Source organism: Bacteroides sp. AF32-8BH (assembly GCF_003435205.1).
GTDB lineage: Bacteria > Bacteroidota > Bacteroidia > Bacteroidales > Bacteroidaceae > Bacteroides > Bacteroides ovatus.
In genome coordinates this window covers 65139-85468 of record NZ_QVLZ01000022.1, presented here as the reverse complement: position 1 = coordinate 85468, position 20330 = coordinate 65139, and the positions used below count along the sequence as shown (strand labels likewise).

Annotated in this window: 12 protein-coding genes and 1 pseudogene; 7 read left to right on the top strand and 6 right to left on the bottom strand. The window is 46.2% G+C overall.

Translation table 11 applies throughout. The features are described from left to right. Positions 1–8 precede the first annotated feature (8 nt). The 4 genes from DWZ47_RS16595 to DWZ47_RS16580 all read left to right on the top strand — a co-directional run bounded on the left by DWZ47_RS16595 (position 9) and on the right by DWZ47_RS16580 (position 6822). Complete coding sequence (locus DWZ47_RS16595; RefSeq protein ID WP_004321754.1) at positions 9–3266, top strand: SusC/RagA family TonB-linked outer membrane protein; 3258 nt, start codon at positions 9–11, stop codon at positions 3264–3266. Between the two features lie 10 nt (positions 3267–3276). Further along, on the top strand, positions 3277–4755 hold the full coding sequence (locus tag DWZ47_RS16590) for a SusD/RagB family nutrient-binding outer membrane lipoprotein (protein ID WP_117513833.1): 1479 nt from the start codon (positions 3277–3279) through the stop codon (positions 4753–4755). Positions 4756–4824: 69 nt separating this feature from the next. Next, positions 4825–5382, top strand: coding sequence for a hypothetical protein (locus tag DWZ47_RS16585; RefSeq protein WP_182281611.1), 558 nt, complete (start codon positions 4825–4827; stop codon positions 5380–5382). A gap of 3 nt (positions 5383–5385) precedes the next feature. Continuing rightward, a complete protein-coding gene (locus tag DWZ47_RS16580) occupies positions 5386–6822 on the top strand; it encodes a calcineurin-like phosphoesterase C-terminal domain-containing protein (RefSeq protein WP_004310100.1) in 1437 nt (478 codons plus the stop codon). Positions 6823–6943: 121 nt separating this feature from the next. On the opposite strand, the pseudogene DWZ47_RS16575 reads toward DWZ47_RS16580, so the two are convergent. After that, positions 6944–7387, bottom strand: a pseudogene (locus DWZ47_RS16575) (Bcr/CflA family drug resistance efflux transporter); the annotation flags it as partial. Between the two features lie 452 nt (positions 7388–7839). Between DWZ47_RS16575 and DWZ47_RS16570 the strand changes: the two are divergent. From DWZ47_RS16570 to DWZ47_RS16560, 3 genes are all read left to right on the top strand, one after another. Further along, positions 7840–9159: a TolC family protein gene (locus DWZ47_RS16570; protein WP_004296730.1), complete on the top strand. Its 1320-nt coding sequence runs from the start codon at positions 7840–7842 to the stop codon at positions 9157–9159. Positions 9160–9238: 79 nt separating this feature from the next. Then, positions 9239–10273: an HlyD family secretion protein gene (locus tag DWZ47_RS16565; RefSeq protein ID WP_004296729.1), complete on the top strand. Its 1035-nt coding sequence runs from the start codon at positions 9239–9241 to the stop codon at positions 10271–10273. Positions 10274–10360: 87 nt separating this feature from the next. Further along, positions 10361–11974 (top strand): hypothetical protein, encoded by a 1614-nt coding sequence (locus DWZ47_RS16560; RefSeq protein ID WP_117513829.1) that lies wholly within the window; start codon positions 10361–10363, stop codon positions 11972–11974. 126 nt (positions 11975–12100) lie between these two features. Here DWZ47_RS16560 and DWZ47_RS16555 read toward each other — a convergent pair whose 3' ends face one another. From DWZ47_RS16555 to DWZ47_RS16535, 5 genes are read right to left on the bottom strand one after another with little or no spacing between them, the layout of a single operon-like run. Continuing rightward, a complete protein-coding gene (locus tag DWZ47_RS16555; RefSeq protein ID WP_117513827.1) occupies positions 12101–13216 on the bottom strand; it encodes an acyltransferase family protein in 1116 nt (371 codons plus the stop codon). A 21-nt stretch (positions 13217–13237) separates the two neighbouring features. Further along, positions 13238–14866, bottom strand: coding sequence for a beta-N-acetylhexosaminidase (locus DWZ47_RS16550; RefSeq protein ID WP_004306862.1), 1629 nt, complete (start codon positions 14864–14866; stop codon positions 13238–13240). Between the two features lie 20 nt (positions 14867–14886). Further along, positions 14887–17397 (bottom strand): family 20 glycosylhydrolase, encoded by a 2511-nt coding sequence (locus DWZ47_RS16545; RefSeq protein WP_004310093.1) that lies wholly within the window; start codon positions 17395–17397, stop codon positions 14887–14889. A 38-nt stretch (positions 17398–17435) separates the two neighbouring features. Continuing rightward, positions 17436–18818, bottom strand: a complete 1383-nt coding sequence (locus DWZ47_RS16540) for a DUF5016 domain-containing protein (RefSeq protein ID WP_008776328.1) — start codon at positions 18816–18818, stop codon at positions 17436–17438. A 33-nt stretch (positions 18819–18851) separates the two neighbouring features. After that, positions 18852–20327 carry a RagB/SusD family nutrient uptake outer membrane protein gene (locus DWZ47_RS16535; RefSeq protein WP_004297680.1) on the bottom strand — a complete coding sequence of 492 codons (1476 nt, stop codon included), beginning with the start codon at positions 20325–20327 and terminating at the stop codon, positions 18852–18854. Positions 20328–20330 lie beyond the last annotated feature (3 nt).

Genomic DNA, 20330 nt, shown 5'->3' with positions numbered 1-20330 from the left:
AAAAGATTATGAAAAGAAACAAATGGCTGCTTTCTCTGTCGATTGGGCTCTTGTGCTGTGGCTCTGCATACGCACAGACAACAGTGAAAGGAAAAATCACAAGTGAAGGCGGGGAACCGTTAATCGGGGCTACCGTAGCTGTGAAAAACTCGACAGACGGCACGGTGACCGACATCGACGGAAACTACTCCCTGAAGACTAAGAAAACATTGACTCAAAAGGATTTGCTTGTATTCAGTTATGTGGGATATAAAACGCTACAGAAGAACTATGCAGGCAATACGATGAACGTAAAACTGGCGGAAGAGTCGCAACAACTGAATGATGTGGTGGTGACTGCCCTGGGGATCAAACGTGAAGAAAAAGGATTGGGATATGCCACGGAAACCGTGAAAGGGGATATGATTACGAGTGCCCTGCCCACCAACTGGTCGACGGCACTGAACGGCAAGGTAGCCGGATTGAGTGTTATCTCTTCCGGTGGTCCGCTTAATTCGAGCCGTATCTCGCTGCGGGGGGACGTCTCGCTGAACCAGAACGGAAACGACGCATTGGTGGTAGTGGACGGTGTACCGATGAGTAGTCCGATGACCAATCCGGGTGTTGCCTACGGTGCAGGTTCAAACAGCGAACTTTCCGTGGACTATGGTAACGGATTCTCCGACATCAATCCGGATGATATCGAAAGCATCCAAGTATTAAAAGGGGCCAGTGCGACAGCCTTGTACGGTACGCGTGCAGCCAATGGCGTGATTATGGTGACTACCAAATCGGGAGCGGGTGCACCCAAAGGTATCGGTGTGTCTTACAGCGGTAACTTCAGTATTGACGATGTGATGAGATGGCCCGATTACCAGTATGAATTCGGACAGGGATTGCCGAGCAATATCGGTCCGGCAGGTTCTATCTACGAAGGCCAGCCCTATTACTCTTACGGGAAAGCGGAAGACGGCAGTTACGCAAGCACTAGCGGAACCAGTAGCGCCTACGGAGCACGTTTCGACGCCAACAGGTTGTTCTACCAATATGACCCCGTAACGCAGGGACGCGCTTCTGTTGCCACCCCTTGGGTAGCGTACAAAAACAACCGCAAAGATTTGTTCCAGACAGGATACACCCTGACCAACTCGGTAGCCTTGACCGGAAAATCCGACCGGGGCAGCGTACGGGCGTCCATCACCCACACTAAGAACGAATGGATTCTCCCCAATACAGGTTTCCAGCGTATCACCGCCATGGTTTCCGCCCAACAGCAGATTTCGAGGGCACTGCGCATTAATTTCAAGTCGAGTTATACGTACCGCAAGCTCAACAACACGCCTGCACTGGGATATAACAGTAACTCTATCTCCTACTTCCTTATCTTCCAGAATCCGAATGTCAACCTCGACTGGTTGCGTCCGATGTGGCGTACCGGACAGGAAAATGTGAAACAGCTCCAACCGTACAGTTCCTTTATCGGAAACCCGTATGTCATTCTATACGAATCTGAAAATCCTTCGGAGAAACACAGTAATGTATCATCCATTTCTGCCAATCTGCGCATCAACAGTAAATTCGATTTCATGATCCGGTCCGGTATCCAGTTGTCAGCCGACCAACGCGAACAGCATCGTCCTATCAGTGACGTGGTTTTCGGAAACGGGTTTTTCAAGAAACAGAATGTGTTCGATTATGAATTAAACAGCGATGCTTTATTTACTTACCATGATTCATTCGCCAACGGATTGCGTGTCAACGCTTCGGCAGGTGGAAACATGATGCAACAAAGCTACGATATGTTGGCTGCCTCGGTGGTAGGATTGATTACGCCGGGAGTATACAAACTGGCAAACGGTGTTTCCAACCCGAACGTGCAGACGGTTATCAAAAAGAAAGCGCTGAACAGTCTTTATTTCACGGCCAATTTCTCGTATAAGGATAAACTGTTTCTCGATGTCACCGGGCGCAATGACTGGTCGTCTACCCTGCCGAAAAGTAACCGTTCTTTCTTCTATCCGTCGGTCAGCGTCAGTGCAGTGATGAACGAGTGGTTCACGTTGCCGGAACAGATCAGTCTGTTGAAAGTGAGAGGTTCGCTGGCACAGGTGGGCAATGACACAGACCCTTACAAGACATCGCCCTATTATGGCACGAGCGATTTCCCCGGATCGGCCATCGTATCTTCTACGCTCTATAATCAGGATTTCAAACCGGAGATTTCGACCAATTACGAAACGGGATTCGACTTCCGTATGTTTCACAACCGCATCGGACTCGATTTCACATTCTATTATAACCGCACCAAAAACCAGATTCTGGATGCTCCGATGGACCCGACCACAGGTTACAGCAAAGCTACCATCAATTCGGGATGCGTCCGCAACCGCGGTTACGAAATCCAGTTGGACGTTACTCCGGTAGTCAGCAGGGATTTCCGATGGAATGCTACTTTCACCTGGTCTAAGAACGAGAACCGGATTCTCTCACTGGCGGAAGGGGCGGATGAGAACCAGTTAATCAGCAGTATCGGTAGTGTGTCTATCATCGGACGTGTGGGTGGAACTACGGGCGATCTCTGGGGATATAAACTGGTACGCGACCCGGAAGGAAATGTGGTCATCAACGACAACGGATTGCCCGAACGTTCGGGAGAGATCGAATACGTCGGCACGGCCTATCCGAAATGGAAAGCCGGACTGTACAATGAATTTTCTTACAAGAACTTCACGCTTAGCGTCCTGCTCGACGGACAGGTGGGAGGTAAAATGTACTCGCACTCGCACCACAAAATGACGGAACAGGGAAAACTGCAACATACCCTGAACGGACGTCTGCCGGGAACGGAATTTTATATGTCGAAAGACGACCCGCGCATCGCTGCCGCCGGACTTTCACCACAAGACGGGATGTACATGATTGCTCCGGGAACAGTGAAGAACGATGACGGAACTTACTCGCCAAACACCAAAGTGGTGACCGTGGAAAGTTATTATAAGGAATATTACCGGATGGCCAATGTGGAAACTAACACGTTCGACACTTCATTCCTCAAGTTGCGCGAAATGAGACTGGAGTACAAGTTGCCGAACAGCACACTGAAGAAAACACCGTTCAGCAAAGCATCGGTGGCACTCTACGCACGCAACCTGTTCTGTATCACCGACTATCCTCTGTTCGACCCCGAATCTGCCGCCCTCAACGGAAGTTCGATGGTGACCGGTGTGGAGACGGGCTCACTGCCTACGGCACGTACTTTCGGACTGAATATTAACGTATCTTTTTAAACACTGACTTATGAAAACCAATAAACTTTTCAAAAATATAGTATGGGGAATGACTTTGTGCGGAGCTCTCTGCACGACTTCCTGCACCAGCTTCGACGAACTCAATACAGACCCCACCCGCATGGATGAGGTGAATCCCGGCACGCTGCTCAACCCGATTTTATACGAAACATCGGTCTACAACTGGAAACGCTACAACAGCTATACCTACGACCTGATGCAATGCGCCGTATCTACCAGCAGCACCAACGGTGTGGGATGGTGGTATATGACGGACAGCGAAGGAGACGGCACATGGACTACTTATTATAAATGGATCAACAACGCCAAAGAGATGATGCGCCTCACCGGAAAATTGCCGGAAGCCTCCAAACAACCCAACTACGATGCTATATCGCTGACTTTGCAATGTTGGCTATACCAGATTCTGACGGATGCCTTCGGTGATATTCCGATGAGCGAAGCCTGCTCCGCCGACGAGGGAATACTTGCACCGAAGTTCGACACCCAGCAGCAGGTGTACCAACAGATTATCGACAACCTGAAAACAGCTAACGAGTTGTTCGACAAAGCTAACGGGTTGATCTACAACCAATCGGACGAAATGTTGTACAAGACGTCCAAAGGGGATGCAACCGGTATTTTGAAATGGAAGAAGTTCTGCAACTCGCTCCGTCTGCGTGCACTGCTCCGGGTGATCGACGTGCCGGAATTCAACGCGAAACAGGAGCTGCGTACCATGCTGACCGATCCCGCCACTTATCCGGTATTCGAATCGAACGATGATGCTGCCCTGCTTGCCATCAGCGGAACTTATCCAGAGGAAGCTCCGCTCACCCGTCCACAGGATTTCACTTCTTATGTTCAGATTTCAGAGTTCTTTGTTAATCTGCTGAAAGGTTGGAACGATCCCCGTCTGCAGGTGTATGCAACACAGGTCACTCTCCCCGACCAGACTAAAGATTATGTGGGTTTGCCCAGCGGTTATCAGACGTTGCCTTCAATCACTGCTTCGGGACTGAATCAGGAAATGGCGAAGGCACCTATGAAACTTGCCATGATGCCTTATGCCGAAGTGGAATTCATCAAAGCGGAATTACTGAAAAAAGGAGTGATCGACGGAGGAAGTAGCGCTGCCAAAGAGGCTTATCAGAAGGGAGTGCAGGCGGCTATCGAACAGTGGGGACAGAAAATGCCTGACCATTATTTTGAAAATCCGGAAGCTGCTTATGATGATACGCTGGAACGAATCATGAACCAGAAGTTTGTCGCACTGTTCTTCTGCGATTATCAGCAGTGGTTTGAATATAACCGTACCGGTTTTCCTGTGTTACCTGTGGGGCCCGGCATCGCAAATGCCAATAACAAAATGCCGAAACGCTTTAAATATCCATCTGCTCTGCAGCGTACTAATCTGAAGAATTATCAAGCGGCTAAAGCGAACATGGGAGGCGATGACTTCCATATCCGACTGATGTGGCAGCAATAAATGAATGTGTCGGTCACCAAGATTGCGGCAATAATCATCATTTCAATCAATCTTTAAAATTCAATGAATATGAAAAGAATAATCAGTATGGCTGTTGTGTTAGTTATAACGATGGCAGCAATGGCGCAAAAAGGAGAGCTCGCCATGAACGAGAATATCTCCGGAAAAGACCATGTTTCCAAAAACGAAAAAGAAGCTACTCCCGTAGGCAAAAAGCCGAAAGCGGTGTTTATATTCGACGTGTATGGAGAAATCCCGACTACCAAACCAGTGTTTGAAGCGGAACATTATCTGGGGAGTGACATTACCGGAAAATGGAATACTTTCATCCAGAATTATACGCATGAGTATGATGTAACAATCGGATTTACGGATTCTTCGGTCGAAATTTTGAAGCCTTCTATTTACAAGGCGGTTAATAAGGTGAATAAATATTATAAGAAGGCATTGAAGAAAGAAGAGGTGAGCCGGGAAGTTGCTACATTCAACATGGGTCATATTCTGGATTGCGCCAATGTGATGTGTTTCGATGATAACAGCAAGTCTTTTGAGGAGGCTCTCAAGTCGGCAGATGAACCGGAAGAAATTATCGCATTATTCAATCAGGTTACTTTAAGAAAGTTATAAGCAATGAAAAAGATCAATTTTAGAAAAACGCTGTTTGCAGCGGTTTTGCTTTTCCAGCTGAACGCTATTGCCGCCTTTGGTCAGACGGTGGTGAAAGGTAGTGTGAAAGATAATACAGGTAAACCCATCAGCGGTGTAGTGGTGACAGACGGGGCACATTTCAATACGACTGATGCAGAAGGAAATTATGTTCTGAACACTGATCCGACACGTTATCCAATGGTTTACATCTCTACTCCGGCAGCGTATGAGCTTCCTTCCAAAGAGGGGGTAGCAGATGGTTTCTATCAATATCTGGATGCCGGGAAAAGCGAAAACCAATGTGACTTCGTATTGACTAAACGGCAGAAGCCGGTGGATGAATTTGTCTACATCGTCCTTTCCGACCCGCAAGTGAGAAACGAAAAGCAACTGGACCGCTTCCGCACGGAAACAGTGCCCGATCTGAAACAGACTGCCGACTCACTAAAGAACTTCGAAATCATCGGCATGGGACTGGGGGATCTGGTGTGGGATGCCATGAACCTGTACGCTCCTTACCGGCAAGCGGTGTCCAACTTGGGAATGACGATGTTCCAACTGATGGGAAACCACGACTTCAACCTGCTCTACAAATCTATAACGCAGACGGATCATCCGGCGGATGGTTATGGGGAACAGAATTATTATCAGTCATTCGGCCCGGCTAACTATTCATTCAATATCGGTAAAGTGCATGTGATAGCAATGAAGGATATTGATTACGACGGCAACAAGAAATACACGGAACGCTTCACGCCGGAAGATTTGGACTGGTTGAGAAAAGATTTAAGTTATGTGCCTAAAGGAAATATCGTGTTCCTGAACGTTCACGCTCCAGTAGCTAATAACACGGTAGCTGCGGGGGGAAATGCGCGCAACGCCAATGCGCTTTTCCAACTGTTGAGGCCTTACCAAGTACATATTTTCTCCGGACACACGCACTTTTATGAAAATCAGTTGCCCGCCCCTACCATTTACGAACATAATATCGGAGCGGCCTGCGGCGCATGGTGGGCAGGACACGTGAATCGTTGCGGAGCACCAAACGGTTATCTGGTGGTACAAGTGAAAGGTGATGATGTGAAATGGCGTTACAAGGCAACAGGGTGTTCGCCGGACTATCAGTTCCGGCTTTACCAACCGGGAGAGTTTGAAAGCCAGAAAGACTATGTGGTAGCCAATATCTGGGATTGGGACTGGACGTATACGGTAAACTGGTACGAGGATGGAGTGTTGAAAGGTGCTATGCAGGCTTTTGACGATGAGGATCAGGATTATATCAATATGGTAAAGGGAAAGAAAACGGGTTATCGCACACGTCATCTTTTCCGTGCACAGCCTTCTAAAGATGCAAAATCTGTCAAGGTGGTGGTTAAGAATCGTTTCGGGGAGATATTCACGGAAGAGATAAAACTCTAGTTTTATTTCGGTCTGTTTATACTGGTAGTAATTATAATTATACTGGTAGTAAATTATAAAAGTCATGAGGGAGTTTAAGCTTTAACTTCCTCATGACTTTTATTTTTGAAACAATCTCACTTTAACGGAAAATCCGGCACATTGCTACTTTCATCGGTACTTTCCTCATCGCCCATAGTGCACAAAGCAGGGAACAGATGGCGCAGACCACAAACGTAACTCCGGTAGATACAAGGATATTTCCCAAGCCGACCAACGGAGAAACAATACCTCCGGAAGCAAAACAGAGTGCTCCCAACAGGGCGGAAGCTGCTCCGGCGTAACGGCGTTCGCTATCCATCGCCAAGGTGGTGGAGGAAGTAAAGGTCAGTCCCATTGTGAAAAGTAATGCGAACATCAGCAGTTCATAGGTCCAGAAGCCGCATCCGTTATACAAGGCAATCATCACACAGACGGACAGACACAACATACCGATGCATCCGGTCAGCGTCCCAGTTTCAGGTTGGCGGAATTTCACGGAGATAGCTGCTGCCACCCCGATAGCTACCGCATTCACCGCGAAGCAAGCTTCACCTTACGGTACATATTATATCGTATCTTTACTTCAGGAGTGGTTGTGCTTCTTTCTATTCTTTCTCCTATTTGATATGCTAGCTGCCATTCGTTAAAAAACATTATATTTGAGCCTATATAGGGTTACAACTTACTTGTTTTTTTTCATAATTTTGCAAACCAAAAATAGAAAAATAGGTATCAAGATGAAACTAAGATATTATCAAATCGCCATTCGTTACAAGAACAAAATGCATGACTTTCACGGTTGGGGTGTAGCAGCGCAGATTTGATAACCCTCCTATTTTCACTACAGAGAACGCCAGAGGACACAGCGTTCAAATAATCTTCATTAACTTGTGTCAACTGACATATTTCAAAAGAAAAAAACTCTGTGTTACTCTGTATTATTCCGTGGTGAAGAAAATTCAAAATTCTACTATTAATTAAATTTCTTTTCACTTTATGAGCAAAAAAAGATGGCTCATAGTGCCGCTATGTGCCGTGCTATGCAGTCAGGGACTGTTTGCCCAGACGCTTGACAGGAGAGTGTTGGGCATTGACGAAATGTTCCGTCTGGCAGACGAGAACAGTCAGAGTATTCAAACGTATAAAACCGGAAAGGAAGCAGCCGATGAAGCTTTGAAGGCTGCCAAGTCACAACGTTTGCCGGACATAGGTGCCTCACTCTCATTTAGTTACCTGGGCGACGGATATATATGGGACCGTGACTTCAAAAACGGGCAGAATATCCCTATGCCACACTTCGGCAATAACTTTGCGTTGGAAGCGCAACAAGTGATTTACGCCGGAGGAGCCATCAACAGCAGTATTACTCTGGCTGAACTCGGTCAGCAAATGGCTGCATTGGACTGGCAGAAGAACCGTCAGGAAATCCGCTTTCTCCTGACCGGCTATTACCTGGATTTATACAAGTTGAATAACCAGCTGCAAGTGTTACAGAAGAATCTGGATTTGACGGAACAGGTGATCCGCAACATGGAATCACGCCGCACACAGGGAACGGCCTTAAAAAATGACATCACCCGCTATGAGCTACAGAAAGAGACGCTGAAACTGCAACTGGCAAAGGTGCAGGATGCCCGCAAAATAATGAATCACCAACTGGTGACTACCTTACATCTGCCTGCCGGAACAGAAATCGTTCCCGATTCTACCTTGCTGAACGAGGAAGTGACAGCATTAGCCGAAAACGACTGGCAAATGATGGCCAGTCAAAGCAATGTCGGACTGCAACAAGCCCAGCTGGCTATGAAAATGAACGAGCAGAAAGTGAAATTGGAACGCTCGGAACTGCTTCCGAAAATTGCACTTGTGGCCGGTGAACATTTAGATGGTCCTATCACCATCGAAGTCCCGGTGCTCGACAATAACTTCAATTACTGGTATGTGGGGGTCGGTATCAAATACAATCTTTCTTCTTTATTTAAAAACAACAAGAAAGTGCGCCAGGCAAAACTGAACGTCTGCAGAGCACAGGAGGAATATTCACTGGCACAGGAACAAATAGAAAACGGTGTACAGGCGAACTACGTCAACTTTCTCACCTCTTTCACAGACCTGCGTACACAGGAGAAAAGCGTGGAACTTGCCGACCAGAACTATAACGTAACCAGCAACCGTTATAAAAACGACCTTGCCCTGCTCACCGATATGCTCGATGCCAGCAATATGAAACTAAGTGCCGACCTCGGTCTGGTCAATGCGCGTATTAACTTGATATACAGTTATTACAAAATGAAATATATCACACACACTCTCTAACAGAGAAGTAATGACTTATCAAAAAGAATCCAATTTATAACAGAATCAAATTCTCATCTCTCTTAAAATAGAACAGATTATGATAGCTAGAAAAACCCAGAAGATAATATACAACATTGTAATTATCTGTTTACTTATCGGTGGTGTCACTTATGTTTGTTCCCGGTTTATCCACTTGGGAAATATCGAATATACGGATAATGCGCAGGTGAAACAACATATCACACCGATCAATACCCGTGTACCGGGATTCATCAAGAAAATCTACTTTGACGAGTATCAGCAAGTGCGCAAAGGCGACACGCTTCTTATCATCGAAGATGCGGAATTCCGTCTCCGTGTGGCACAGGCAGAAGCGGATTTGGCGAATGCCACCGCAGGACGCCAGGCCACTACCATCGGTATCGCCACTACGCAAAACAATTTAAGTGTGAGCGACGCAAGTATTGAAGAAGTACGTGTACAGATGGAAAATGCCAAACGGGAACTGAACCGTTTTGAGAAACTGTTGCAGGAAGACGCAGTGACGAAACAGCAATATGACAACGTACATACAGCATACGAAGCTGCCAAAGCCCGTTATGAACAGGTGTCACGGGCTAAAATGTCTACTTCTCTAGTGAAAAGTGAGCAGACTCATCGCCTGGGACAGAATGAAGCAGGTGTCCGCCTGGCAGAAGCTGCGTTGGAACTTGCCCGTCTGAATCTCTCTTATACAGTCATCATTGCTCCGTGTGACGGCACGACAGGAAAGAAAGAAATCCTGGAAGGGCAACTGGTGCAACCGGGACAGACTATAGTTGATATCGTAGACAGCAGTGATTTGTGGGTAATCGCCAATTACCGCGAAACCCAGCTTCCGAATATCAAAGAAGGTGCAGAAGTGGAAATAACCGCAGACGCCGTGCCGAACGTCACATTCAAAGGAGTAGTAGAATCCATCTCCGATGCAACAGGAGCCGCCTTCTCAATGATTCCGCAAGACAACGCCACCGGAAACTTCGTGAAAGTGGAGCAACGTATTCCCGTACGTATCAGTCTGAAAGGAAACAAACCGGAAGATTTGAAACGTATGCGTGCCGGTTTTAACGTGGAATGTGAAGTGAAGTATTAACCGCTTTAACCCTTTATCGTTTTAATCATTGTTTTAATTATCAATTGCTTTAATTTTTTAATTTTCAATTCTTAATTTTCAATTCTTATGAGTGCTCCTGTTCTGAACGGTCCTTTTGTTTTGCCGATGTTCCGCAGTTTCGTGCCGCGGAAGATGCAACCGTGGATTTATCTTTTCATAGCCGTCACCTTCCAACTTTCGGGAGGTGTCTATTTGGGTGCATTGAATCAGATGATCGGCAGCATGTCACTGATGCGGGAGGATATTTTAATGTGCATGTATGCCAACCTGGCCGGTATGGCGATCTACTTTCCGTTACTGTTCCGCATGAAGTTTCGTTTTACCAATAAAACCCTGCTTACATCGGCCGCACTGGGAGTATTACTCTGCAACCTGATAGCACCGCATATCACCTTTCTCCCTCTATTGTGGTTGGTCTGCTTCATCGAAGGTATGTGCAAAATACAGGGAACTTTCGAGTGTATGTCAAACATTCAGCTGTGGATGACTCCTAAACGGGAGTTCACCGTTTTCTTTCCCTGGCTTCATATTGTTATTTTGGGAAGCATCCAGCTATCCGACCTGATTACGACCCGTTTGATGTATCATTATCACTGGACATACATGAACCTGTTCGTTGCCGGTCTGATGCTGATTGTCTTATTGATACAGTTCACTTGTGTGAAGCATTTCCGGTTCATGCGCAAATTTCCTCTGTTTGGTATCGACTGGCTGGGCGGGATACTATGGGCTGCCTTATTAGCGGAAATCGCCTTCCTCTTCAACTACGGAGACTGGTACGACTGGTGGAACAGCCCGGTCATCCGCCAACTGACCATCGTGATTTTCATCACTTTAGGAATTTGTATTTGGCGCATGATGACCATTCGACACCCATTTCTCGAACCAAAGATGTGGACGTACCGCCATTTTTTGCCTTTATTGGGATTAGTCACTTTAGTGGAAGCGTTCCTCGCCACGGAGCACGTGCTGGAGGAAGTCTTTTACGAGGAAGTAATGAAATATGAAGAACTGGTCAGTTCCCAACTCGATTGGCTTGCCATTGTCGGTATCGTATGCGGTTGTGTGTTTTCGTATTGGTGGATGCACGTCAAGCAGTATAATTATGTACGCCTGGTCATTGTCGGCTTTATCGGGTTGATCGGTTACCTGATCGGTTTCTACCTAACTTTATCCACCGACATCCATATTTCACAGCTTTACCTGCCGACCGTATGTCGGGGCTTCGCTTATGCCATATTGAGTGCTATTTTTATGGTGTGTCTGGAGGAAATCATGACTTTCCAGCATTTCTTCCAGGGATTAAGTGTGTTCAATATGCTGCACATGGTAGTAGGCGGCGTAGTGGGAGCCGCAGTCTATGCACAGGGATTGGCGTATTATGTTCCCGACAATCTGGCCCGTTACGGTTCAGCCATCGATCATGTAGCTTTCAGCAGTAGTCCGTTCAATCTGGGTCACTATATGGAAGAGTTTATCAGTCAGATGATGGAGATAAGCATCAAGCAGATTTACGGCTGGGTGGCTTATGCCTGCATTTTCCTCTTCCTATTGTTATTGCTTTACGATTTCCCGGCTCGACGCTCACTAAAAAGTATACCAAGCTGGAAAGAGGTGGCAAGGGAGGTGAAAAATACGTTCTGGCGGACAACACACACGCCGTCGGAGAAAGAAAAATAGGAAGACTGTTTACCTGTATATTTATTGAACTGATAATCAATAGAGTTTATGCCATCCGGCTACGAAAACAAACTGCCGTAGCTATCCGGCATAAACTCTACCTTTTTCTAACTAGTCACTTACCTTCTATATCTTTATAAATAGTTGCTTTTTGTACAGCCCCCATACAATCAGATAATTGAATCCGATAAACAGAAGGCCGTAAATCAGAGAGGCCAGATGAGCATCGGGAAGAACGCTCCAAATGGAAGTGTAAATCTTCTCCTGCAAGCTACTCTCCCCAACTGTAATTACCTCCAGCAAAGTAGCTAACACACCGGCCACTATATAAATAAACAATGGATTCGTACCAAAAACATGGAAAGGATATCCCCATTTCTGCTTTTTACGAATATCAATCAGCCAGGTGAGAAACACAAGCAACAAGGAAGCAAAACCACAAGTCACCAGCACAAAAGTCGGACTCCATACTTTCTTATTCAACGGGCAGCCGTAACTCAACAACCATCCTGTAAACAAAAGAGCAATACCCAGTATGGAGATCTGCAACAGCCGGTGATGGATTTCAGTCTTCTCCCGCAAAATATTTCCGCAGAAATAACCGATAATCACTTGCGCAATGCACGGCAAGGTACTCAACAGGCCTTCCGGGTCGAAAAAGATACGCCCGCCATCCGGCAACCACTCCCGATACAAACGGGCTTCTCCGAATAGTGTGCGATCTGTAACGGCAATAATATTCTGTTCGGAAAGTTCAAATCCGTGTCCCAAAGCCAGCAAGATGGAATAACCTGCCAGAATGATCCCGGAGATCCATGCCAGATTTGCCGGACGCCGGACACTCACAATCAGCAAGGAACCAAAGAAATAAGCCAATGCCAACCGCTGCAACACTCCCAGAATACGTATGTGCGAGAAAGGTTGTTCTACTCCTGTGCACACCAACGAGAACCAGGAAAGAAAAAGTCCCAACAAAAACAAGATCACCGTGCGCCGTACCAGTTTGATGATAAAACCGCGACTGAAATGATGATCGAACCGGGATAAGGCAAAACTCATGGAAACGCCCATTATAAACATGAAGAACGGGAAGACCAAATCAGTCGGAGTCAGTCCGTTCCATTCGGCATGTCGCAAGGGTGCGTAAATGGATTCCCATGTTCCGGGGTTGTTCACCAAAATCATTCCGACAATGGTGATTCCCCGGAGTATATCTAATGAAAGTAAACGTTCTGATTTCATATTGTTCTTAGTGTACCGGGATTAAAGAAATCCCGGTTTGGTGAAATAGAATCCATTCGCATTCAACCATTTAACATGCCATTTCAGGCGATTGGTAAAATCAATCCAGTTACGGCTACTTCCCCACGCCAACTCCGAAAATGCTTGAAGAGAGGGAAACACGTGCTGGCCAAACTTCCGTTCATTAGGAATCATCTCCGTCCATACACAAGCCTGGAAGCCTAACACATTTTGCTTCACGATGCCGGGAAACTGGGGTTCGAACTCGAAGTTATACAAAGAGCTTAATCCTTCGTCTGAAGGCGTTGCACTCAAATAGAAACGGGACCATTCCATGAATATAATCGGATACCCTTTCTGGGTAATCTTTCCCGGCTGATCGGGCAGCCAGTCACGCCAATAAGTATAAATCAAATCCTGTGGCTCTTTTTCAAGAAAAGCATCGTCCCATCCCATCACTTTCTTGCCTTTACCCTTCACATAGTTCGTCATAATCTTCACAAAACGGTTTTGCAGTTCATCCACTTTCTGATAACCTTCCTGCTGCATCAATCGCTGACAAACTTCACACTGTTCCCAGTTATCTTTCTCCACTTCATCTGCTCCGATATGGAAATATTCCGAAGGGAAAATCTCGACCATCTCATCAATGATGGACTGCACGAACTGATAGTTCTCCGGACGCGAGGGACAGATAGGATAAGAGAATTCTTCTCCCCATCCGGCTTCTCCCGTGCACGACAACTCGGGATAGACTTTGATAGCCGCCGAGAAATGACCTGGCATGTCAATTTCGGGTACAATATCGATCCCTCTTTCCAACGCATAACTTACCAAACCTTTCATCTCTTCCTGCGTATAATGACCACCATATTGAGAACCGTTTCTCACGAAACGGGGATCTATCTCATAGTTATAATCCTGTTGGGAAAGTTCTACGCATCTCTTGTCATATTCGTCAAAGTCGCGCCAGCTGCCTTCCTGCGTCAGCAACGGATATTTTTTCACTTCAATGCGCCAACCCTGATCGTCCGTCAGATGCAAGTGAAGCTTGTTTATCTTGTAGAAAGACAAACAGTCTATCACCTTTTTCAGATAATCAACCGTAAACATGTGGCGGACTACATCGATATGAAATCCGCGCCAATCATATTTGGGAGCATCTTTTATATCGACCATCGGAAGATATTTAGCACTTCCGGAAGTGAAGAAATTTGCTTGTTCGAGCGCTTGTCTCAATGTCTGGATTCCCCAGAGAAGTCCGGTTTCCGTTGAATAATAGACGCAGGCTCCCTCTTTGGTAACGGTGAGCCGGTAAGCCTCTTTAGCCAGATCCGCTTCCTGTTTCACACGGATAAAGGCACGATCGTTGGAGGCATCACTGACGGAAAGAGAAAGTTTCTCTTCCAGGGTGGATTTCAACAGTTGCGACGTGGAAGCCGGAATGTTCTGGCTGACAGTCACATTCTGCGGAAGAGAGACAACCGATTCTTTATAATCGACTCTTTCCGGCAAAGGCATCACCGACAGGCGGGTGGGCACTCGCTCCGGGTAGTTCGCGTTATCATTATCATTGCACGACAACGATGTGATCGCACCTATTCCCAACAAGAATAATATTCCGGTTCTTTTTATCTTATCATAGTTCATAACTTATCTACTTTTGTGGATTAATCTACTTTGAGAGTGCTTGTTACACTCTCTTTATTTAAATAAAACAGTTTCGCTTTCACAACGGAAGCATCACAGGCTACGGGAGCTTTCCAAAGTTCCGAACGAAGGGTCGGTTCCGTGCCATCGGTCGTATAGCGTATTTCACCTCCCCGGATAGGGGTACTGGCATGGAGTTGCCCTTCTTTGATGCAAAGTCCGGGATGAGGTAAACGGAAATTGATACTTCGGGACGCCCAGTGAGGCATTTCTTTCTCACTCACTTTGGAGTAGAACAGGCCCAGTTCTTTATTGAAAGCCTGACGTTCTTTCTCTCCTGTTAAAGTGCTCCAGGCGGGAAAAGCGTTCCAACCGCGTTCCACCAATCCGAGGATTTTGGGGAAGGTGTAATATTCCACCCATTCAAAATCACGGATGGTTTCAGCAAATAATTGTGCCTGCACTCCCTGGATATGTTCCTTTCCGGAAGCGGTCAAAGTCGTTTTTCCCTTTCCTGCGATGTCCGGATCGACCGGATTGCCTGCCATATCGGTACGCGAAGAACGATAAATGCTATATGGAAGCATGGAGAAACCTTTGGACTCGTCAACATATCCCGCCCACGAGAGACCTCTTTCGTCGGGATGAGCGTCATAGGCCAAATCCAGATAGAAATTGTTCACGTTGCAGAGAATCACCGGATATCCTTTGTTGGCTATCTGGTAAGGTATTTCATCCGCTTCCCATTCAGGAACCGTATTCCAGCAATACACTCCTGCTGCAAGTTGGTTCAAATGACGATCGGTTGTTTCCGGATGTCCCAACGCTACTTCCTGCCAGCCGCTGAATTGCAAATTATGTTGTTGCAGATAGTCTGCCATCTTCGTAATATAGTATTCAGACAGTTCGTGGGCACTTGTCATCCCGTTTTCATCCATAAACGTCCGGCAGACAGGAGAACCCATCCAGGCTCCTTCGGGTACTTCATCGCCACCTAAATGAATCGTAGTCAAAGGTACCTCCGCTTCCTCATACATGGCTATCAACTCACGAATCACTTTTTCCATAAACCGGTATGTAGAAGGCAATGCTACATTCATGACATTATCCGTATAAGACTGCGCGGAAACATAACGGGAAGTGTCTTGTGCGTCACTTAATAAATATTCGTTGGCCTTTTCAGGGGCAGTATTCACATACTTATGATAGCGCGCTTTCATGGACACGATTGCCGCACGGGCATGTCCCGGAGACTCAATCTCCGGAATCACACGCACATGTCTTTGAGCTGCATAACGCAATAAATCGATAAATTCTTCACGGGTGTAATATCCGTTGCCGGAGGTAGCTGCAGACGGATCATAGTTGCCATCGTAGCCCGGATATAAACATTCCAGTTCATCCGTGGTATGTCCCCGGCGTGCGCCAACCGAGGTCAATTCTTCCAAGCCGGGAATCTCCAGACGCCAGCCTTCATCATCCGAAAAATGGAAATGCAGTACGTTCAGTTTATAAGAAGATATTACATCTACCAGCTTTTTCAGATGTTCAACAGTCGTAAAGTTCCTGGCAATATCGAGCATTTGCCCGCGATACGGCAAATCGGGATAATCGCGGATGGAGAGAGCTTCCAAACGGAACAGCTTTTCCTGACCTTTCAACAGGGAGAGCAAGGTTTGCGTCCCATTGAATATGCCATGTGAAGTGGAAGCTGAAATATTTATTAGCCCGTTTCCCGTATCAATCCGATAATATTCGCCGTTCACTGCTGTTTCCCGTTCCGGCAAATAATCCAGATGAACTGTTACCGGTGCTTCGGATACAACTTCCAGGCCATGGATGGTTGCCAGCTTTTCTTTCAGTAATTCAGCTTCGTTGGCAAAATCGGGATGGAAAGTCAGTTTTACTTTATTTTCTATAGCAAAACCCTCTTTGCCGGTAGCCGGCACCGCTTCTTTCACTGACGGAAAAATATCAGTTTGCTGCAACTGGGCTGTAGTCTCCAACGCCAAATTCGAAGCATATATCTTATCAGGTGCGGGATACCAGTCTTCTGTCTCCATTCCTTTCAGCGGCTGTATGGTCAGTCCGACAGGCAAGGGAATACCTTGCTTACTGCCTGACTGACTCACCCAGTAAGTGCCTTCGGGAGCATGTGACATTTTTTTCAATCCGTTGGTACAACAGAATTTGACGGTCAACGAATCTCCCGGAGCCAGTGGTTGAAAATTTTCTGCCGGATACATCCGGAAGAAGTTCGCATTCACCACTTCCACTTTGACCGGAGCAGACTCTTCCTGCAGAATCTCACGAGGCAGCTGCGAATAATAGATGATCCAATCCTTTTCTAAAGGAACATCTGAGATGTTCTTCAGGACAAATGAATTCTCATAGTAACCGGGCTGTACTTCCACAGCTCCCATCTTCCAAGTCAATGACACGGGGGCTTTCGCCCCGTCAGTCGATTTACAACCGGAAATGACCAGCAGGAGGCACAGACTTCCCCATATTATATATAGCATATTTCTCATAGGCTTTCCTGTTTTTCTATATATCATTCTTTTAGGTATTAATCACTCAATCGTTCGATGTGCAAAGTTTCTTTGCCTACTCCCTGCGAGGCGTCGAAAGTCAGACGATAATAGCCGGGAACGAAACCGTCGCCACTCGTTATTCCATTGGAACCAGATAGTTCAATTCCATCCGTATCGCCGGACAATGAACCCTCTTGCAGTAGCATGCCTTTATCTTTATTCCATTGCAAATCGCTGTAAATTTCAATTTCGAAGGATTCCCATTCATGAGTGTTACTCAAATACACGGTGGTCTGGTATTTCTGTTCACCGATTGGCACAATATATCCTAACTGTGATATGTCTTCCAAATTCCAGCCTCCACTATTATATGCTTCATTCCAGACGGGTGCGCATGTAAATCCGTGTCCTACCAGCCAGAAGCAAGTGGGAGCCGTATCACCCATCCGTGCCACCCAGATATAATTATACTTAGAAGAATAATAGATCTCCCAGGTTCCTGATTTGCGCAAGAAGGTAAACTTGCCATTATCCGGATTATAGCTAAAGAAGTCGCGATTGTAAGCGTGTTCCACATCTTCAAATCCACTCATTTCGAACTCTTCCCCCTGCGTAAAGCTAATCTGTGCACGGAAAAATCCCTCACTGGCTATCAACTCGGTTTCTTTAATTTTCAGGTTCTTTTGGTAGCCGACTACTCCCAGTTCAAAAGTCATCACATTGAAAGTGATTTGTTCGACAAACCAATCCCGGTAATCAAAAGCAAAGCTAGGGCCCGACGCTTCAATAAGGACTGCCGTATTGCTTGCTTCGGCAGCTCCCCAAATCAGTTTTGCATCATCCAATGATGCTGTGGTTGAGATCTTTCCGGATAGCTCCATCGGATAACCCTCTTCCGAATCGGAAACTTCCGTAAGGTACAGGTAAGGATTGTCCTCACTCCGGGTCATTTCTACCACCTCACCGTTATAGTGAAGATAAAGCACTTCGGGAATCTGCGGACGGGTGATATGGAAATCAAATGTTTGAGTGACTTCACTACCTTCCACATTAATGGCTGTCAGAATCACCTTCGCTTCCTGATTCTCTTCAAGTCCGGCTTCAAACGGGATATAAATCCCTTTTTCAACAATCGAAACATCAGTGCCTTTCGTACGGATCGACTGCGAACTGACCAAAGTTTCACCTGTCATCAATTTCACTTCCAGCGTAGACAAAGGAGTCTGCGGATCGTGAATCTTCACAGAAAAATAAAGAGAATCGGCAGCAGGTGTCTGATCGGTAGTTGAGAATTGCAGTTCCGATATTTCGGGACACGAATATGGATACGTCACCCGGCCATCTTCTTCGCTGCATGAAGCCAGCCAACAAACAGTCAGCCCCAGCAGCCATAAAAACAGATTATTGTGTTTCATCATTTTTTCTTTTAAAGTTTTACGTTCCTCTTTTCATTAATAGCCTTCATTTTGAGTCAGATTGGTGTTCTTATCTTTCTCTCCTTGAGGAATCGGCCACAACTGCCGAAAAGCCTGCAAACCTGCAAACAGCAATCTGCCGTCTTTGTCTTTATGCTTCTGCATCACTTCCAGCAAACGATTATTGCGTACCAGGTCGAACCAGCGCTGACCTTCCATATACAACTCTAATTGGCGTTCGTTCTCTACCGCCAGGCGTCCTCTGGCCTGCCCCATATTTTCATCTAAAGAAGAAGGAGCAAAACCGGCACGCTCTCTAATGCTGTTTACAATCCGGATGGCTTCCGGGGTGCGGTCCAACTCTACCAGTGCTTCGGCTTTCAACAGCAGTATATCTGCCAACCGCATCAAAATGATATTGGAAGTCTTCTCGCGAATCTTATAAGACAACGGGTAACTGTCTGCCGGCCAATAGGTATCATAAGGCACTGATTTCCAAAGAATACTGGATGCATAACGGGTATCTTTCTCTTTGTCAAATTTAGCAACCAGATCATGAGTAGGTGTACAATAACGTCGCCAGGTTACTGATCCGTCATCTTCTTTCAGCAATACCCAGTAAGCCCAGTTGGGTGCATCGGAGGTGTAATAGACTTCAAAGATGCTTTCTGAAGAAAATTTCTTATCGGGTTGCCACAACTCGTCAAAATTGCTGACCAGCGTATAGCCTTCTGCTATTACTTTGTCACAAGCCTCAACCACTTTGGTATAGTCGCGTGTTGATTTCTCCCCTCTCGTTGCTAACACTTTGGCACGTAAAGCATAGGCTGCTCCCTTGGTTGCCTGGAAAATTCCTTTATTCTTGCTTACCAGGTAACGAATGGTATTTTCTTCATTCAGGTCGTCCAGGATCTGGTCATATATTTTATCTGTGGCAGAACGTTCCGGATACATCACCGGATACCATTTATCGAGGTTTTCGGCTGTAATGGTCGGAATCAAATCCAGCACCATCGGGGCATCACCCCATAAACGGACAATATCAAAATACGCCCATGCCCGCAAGAACTTGGCTTCTGCAATAACACGATTACGTTCTTCTGCTACGGTAGAAGTAGGATCCATCATCTTCGTATTTTCAATCACACTGGTTGCAGTGCCCGCCATCGAATAATACTGTGACCAGACCAGTTCTACTTTATAATTGGTAGAGGTCAGTTTCAACAAATCAAACTCCTGTTCGGCCACACCATCTCCGCCGATATAACAATTATCGGACTGCACATCTCCAATAGTATAATTTTCCGACTGGAATATATCTGCTTTAAAACTCTCATACGCACCCTGCAACTCGGCCTGTGCATCTGCCAGACTTCCATATTTAGACTCCTGATCTTCCGTTCCGGTACCTTCCTGCATAAAATCCGATTGCGGTTTCTCATCTAGGAAACTACTGCATGAAACGACTAATGTACAGAGTACGACATACGCTAACTTTATTATATTTTTCATTTT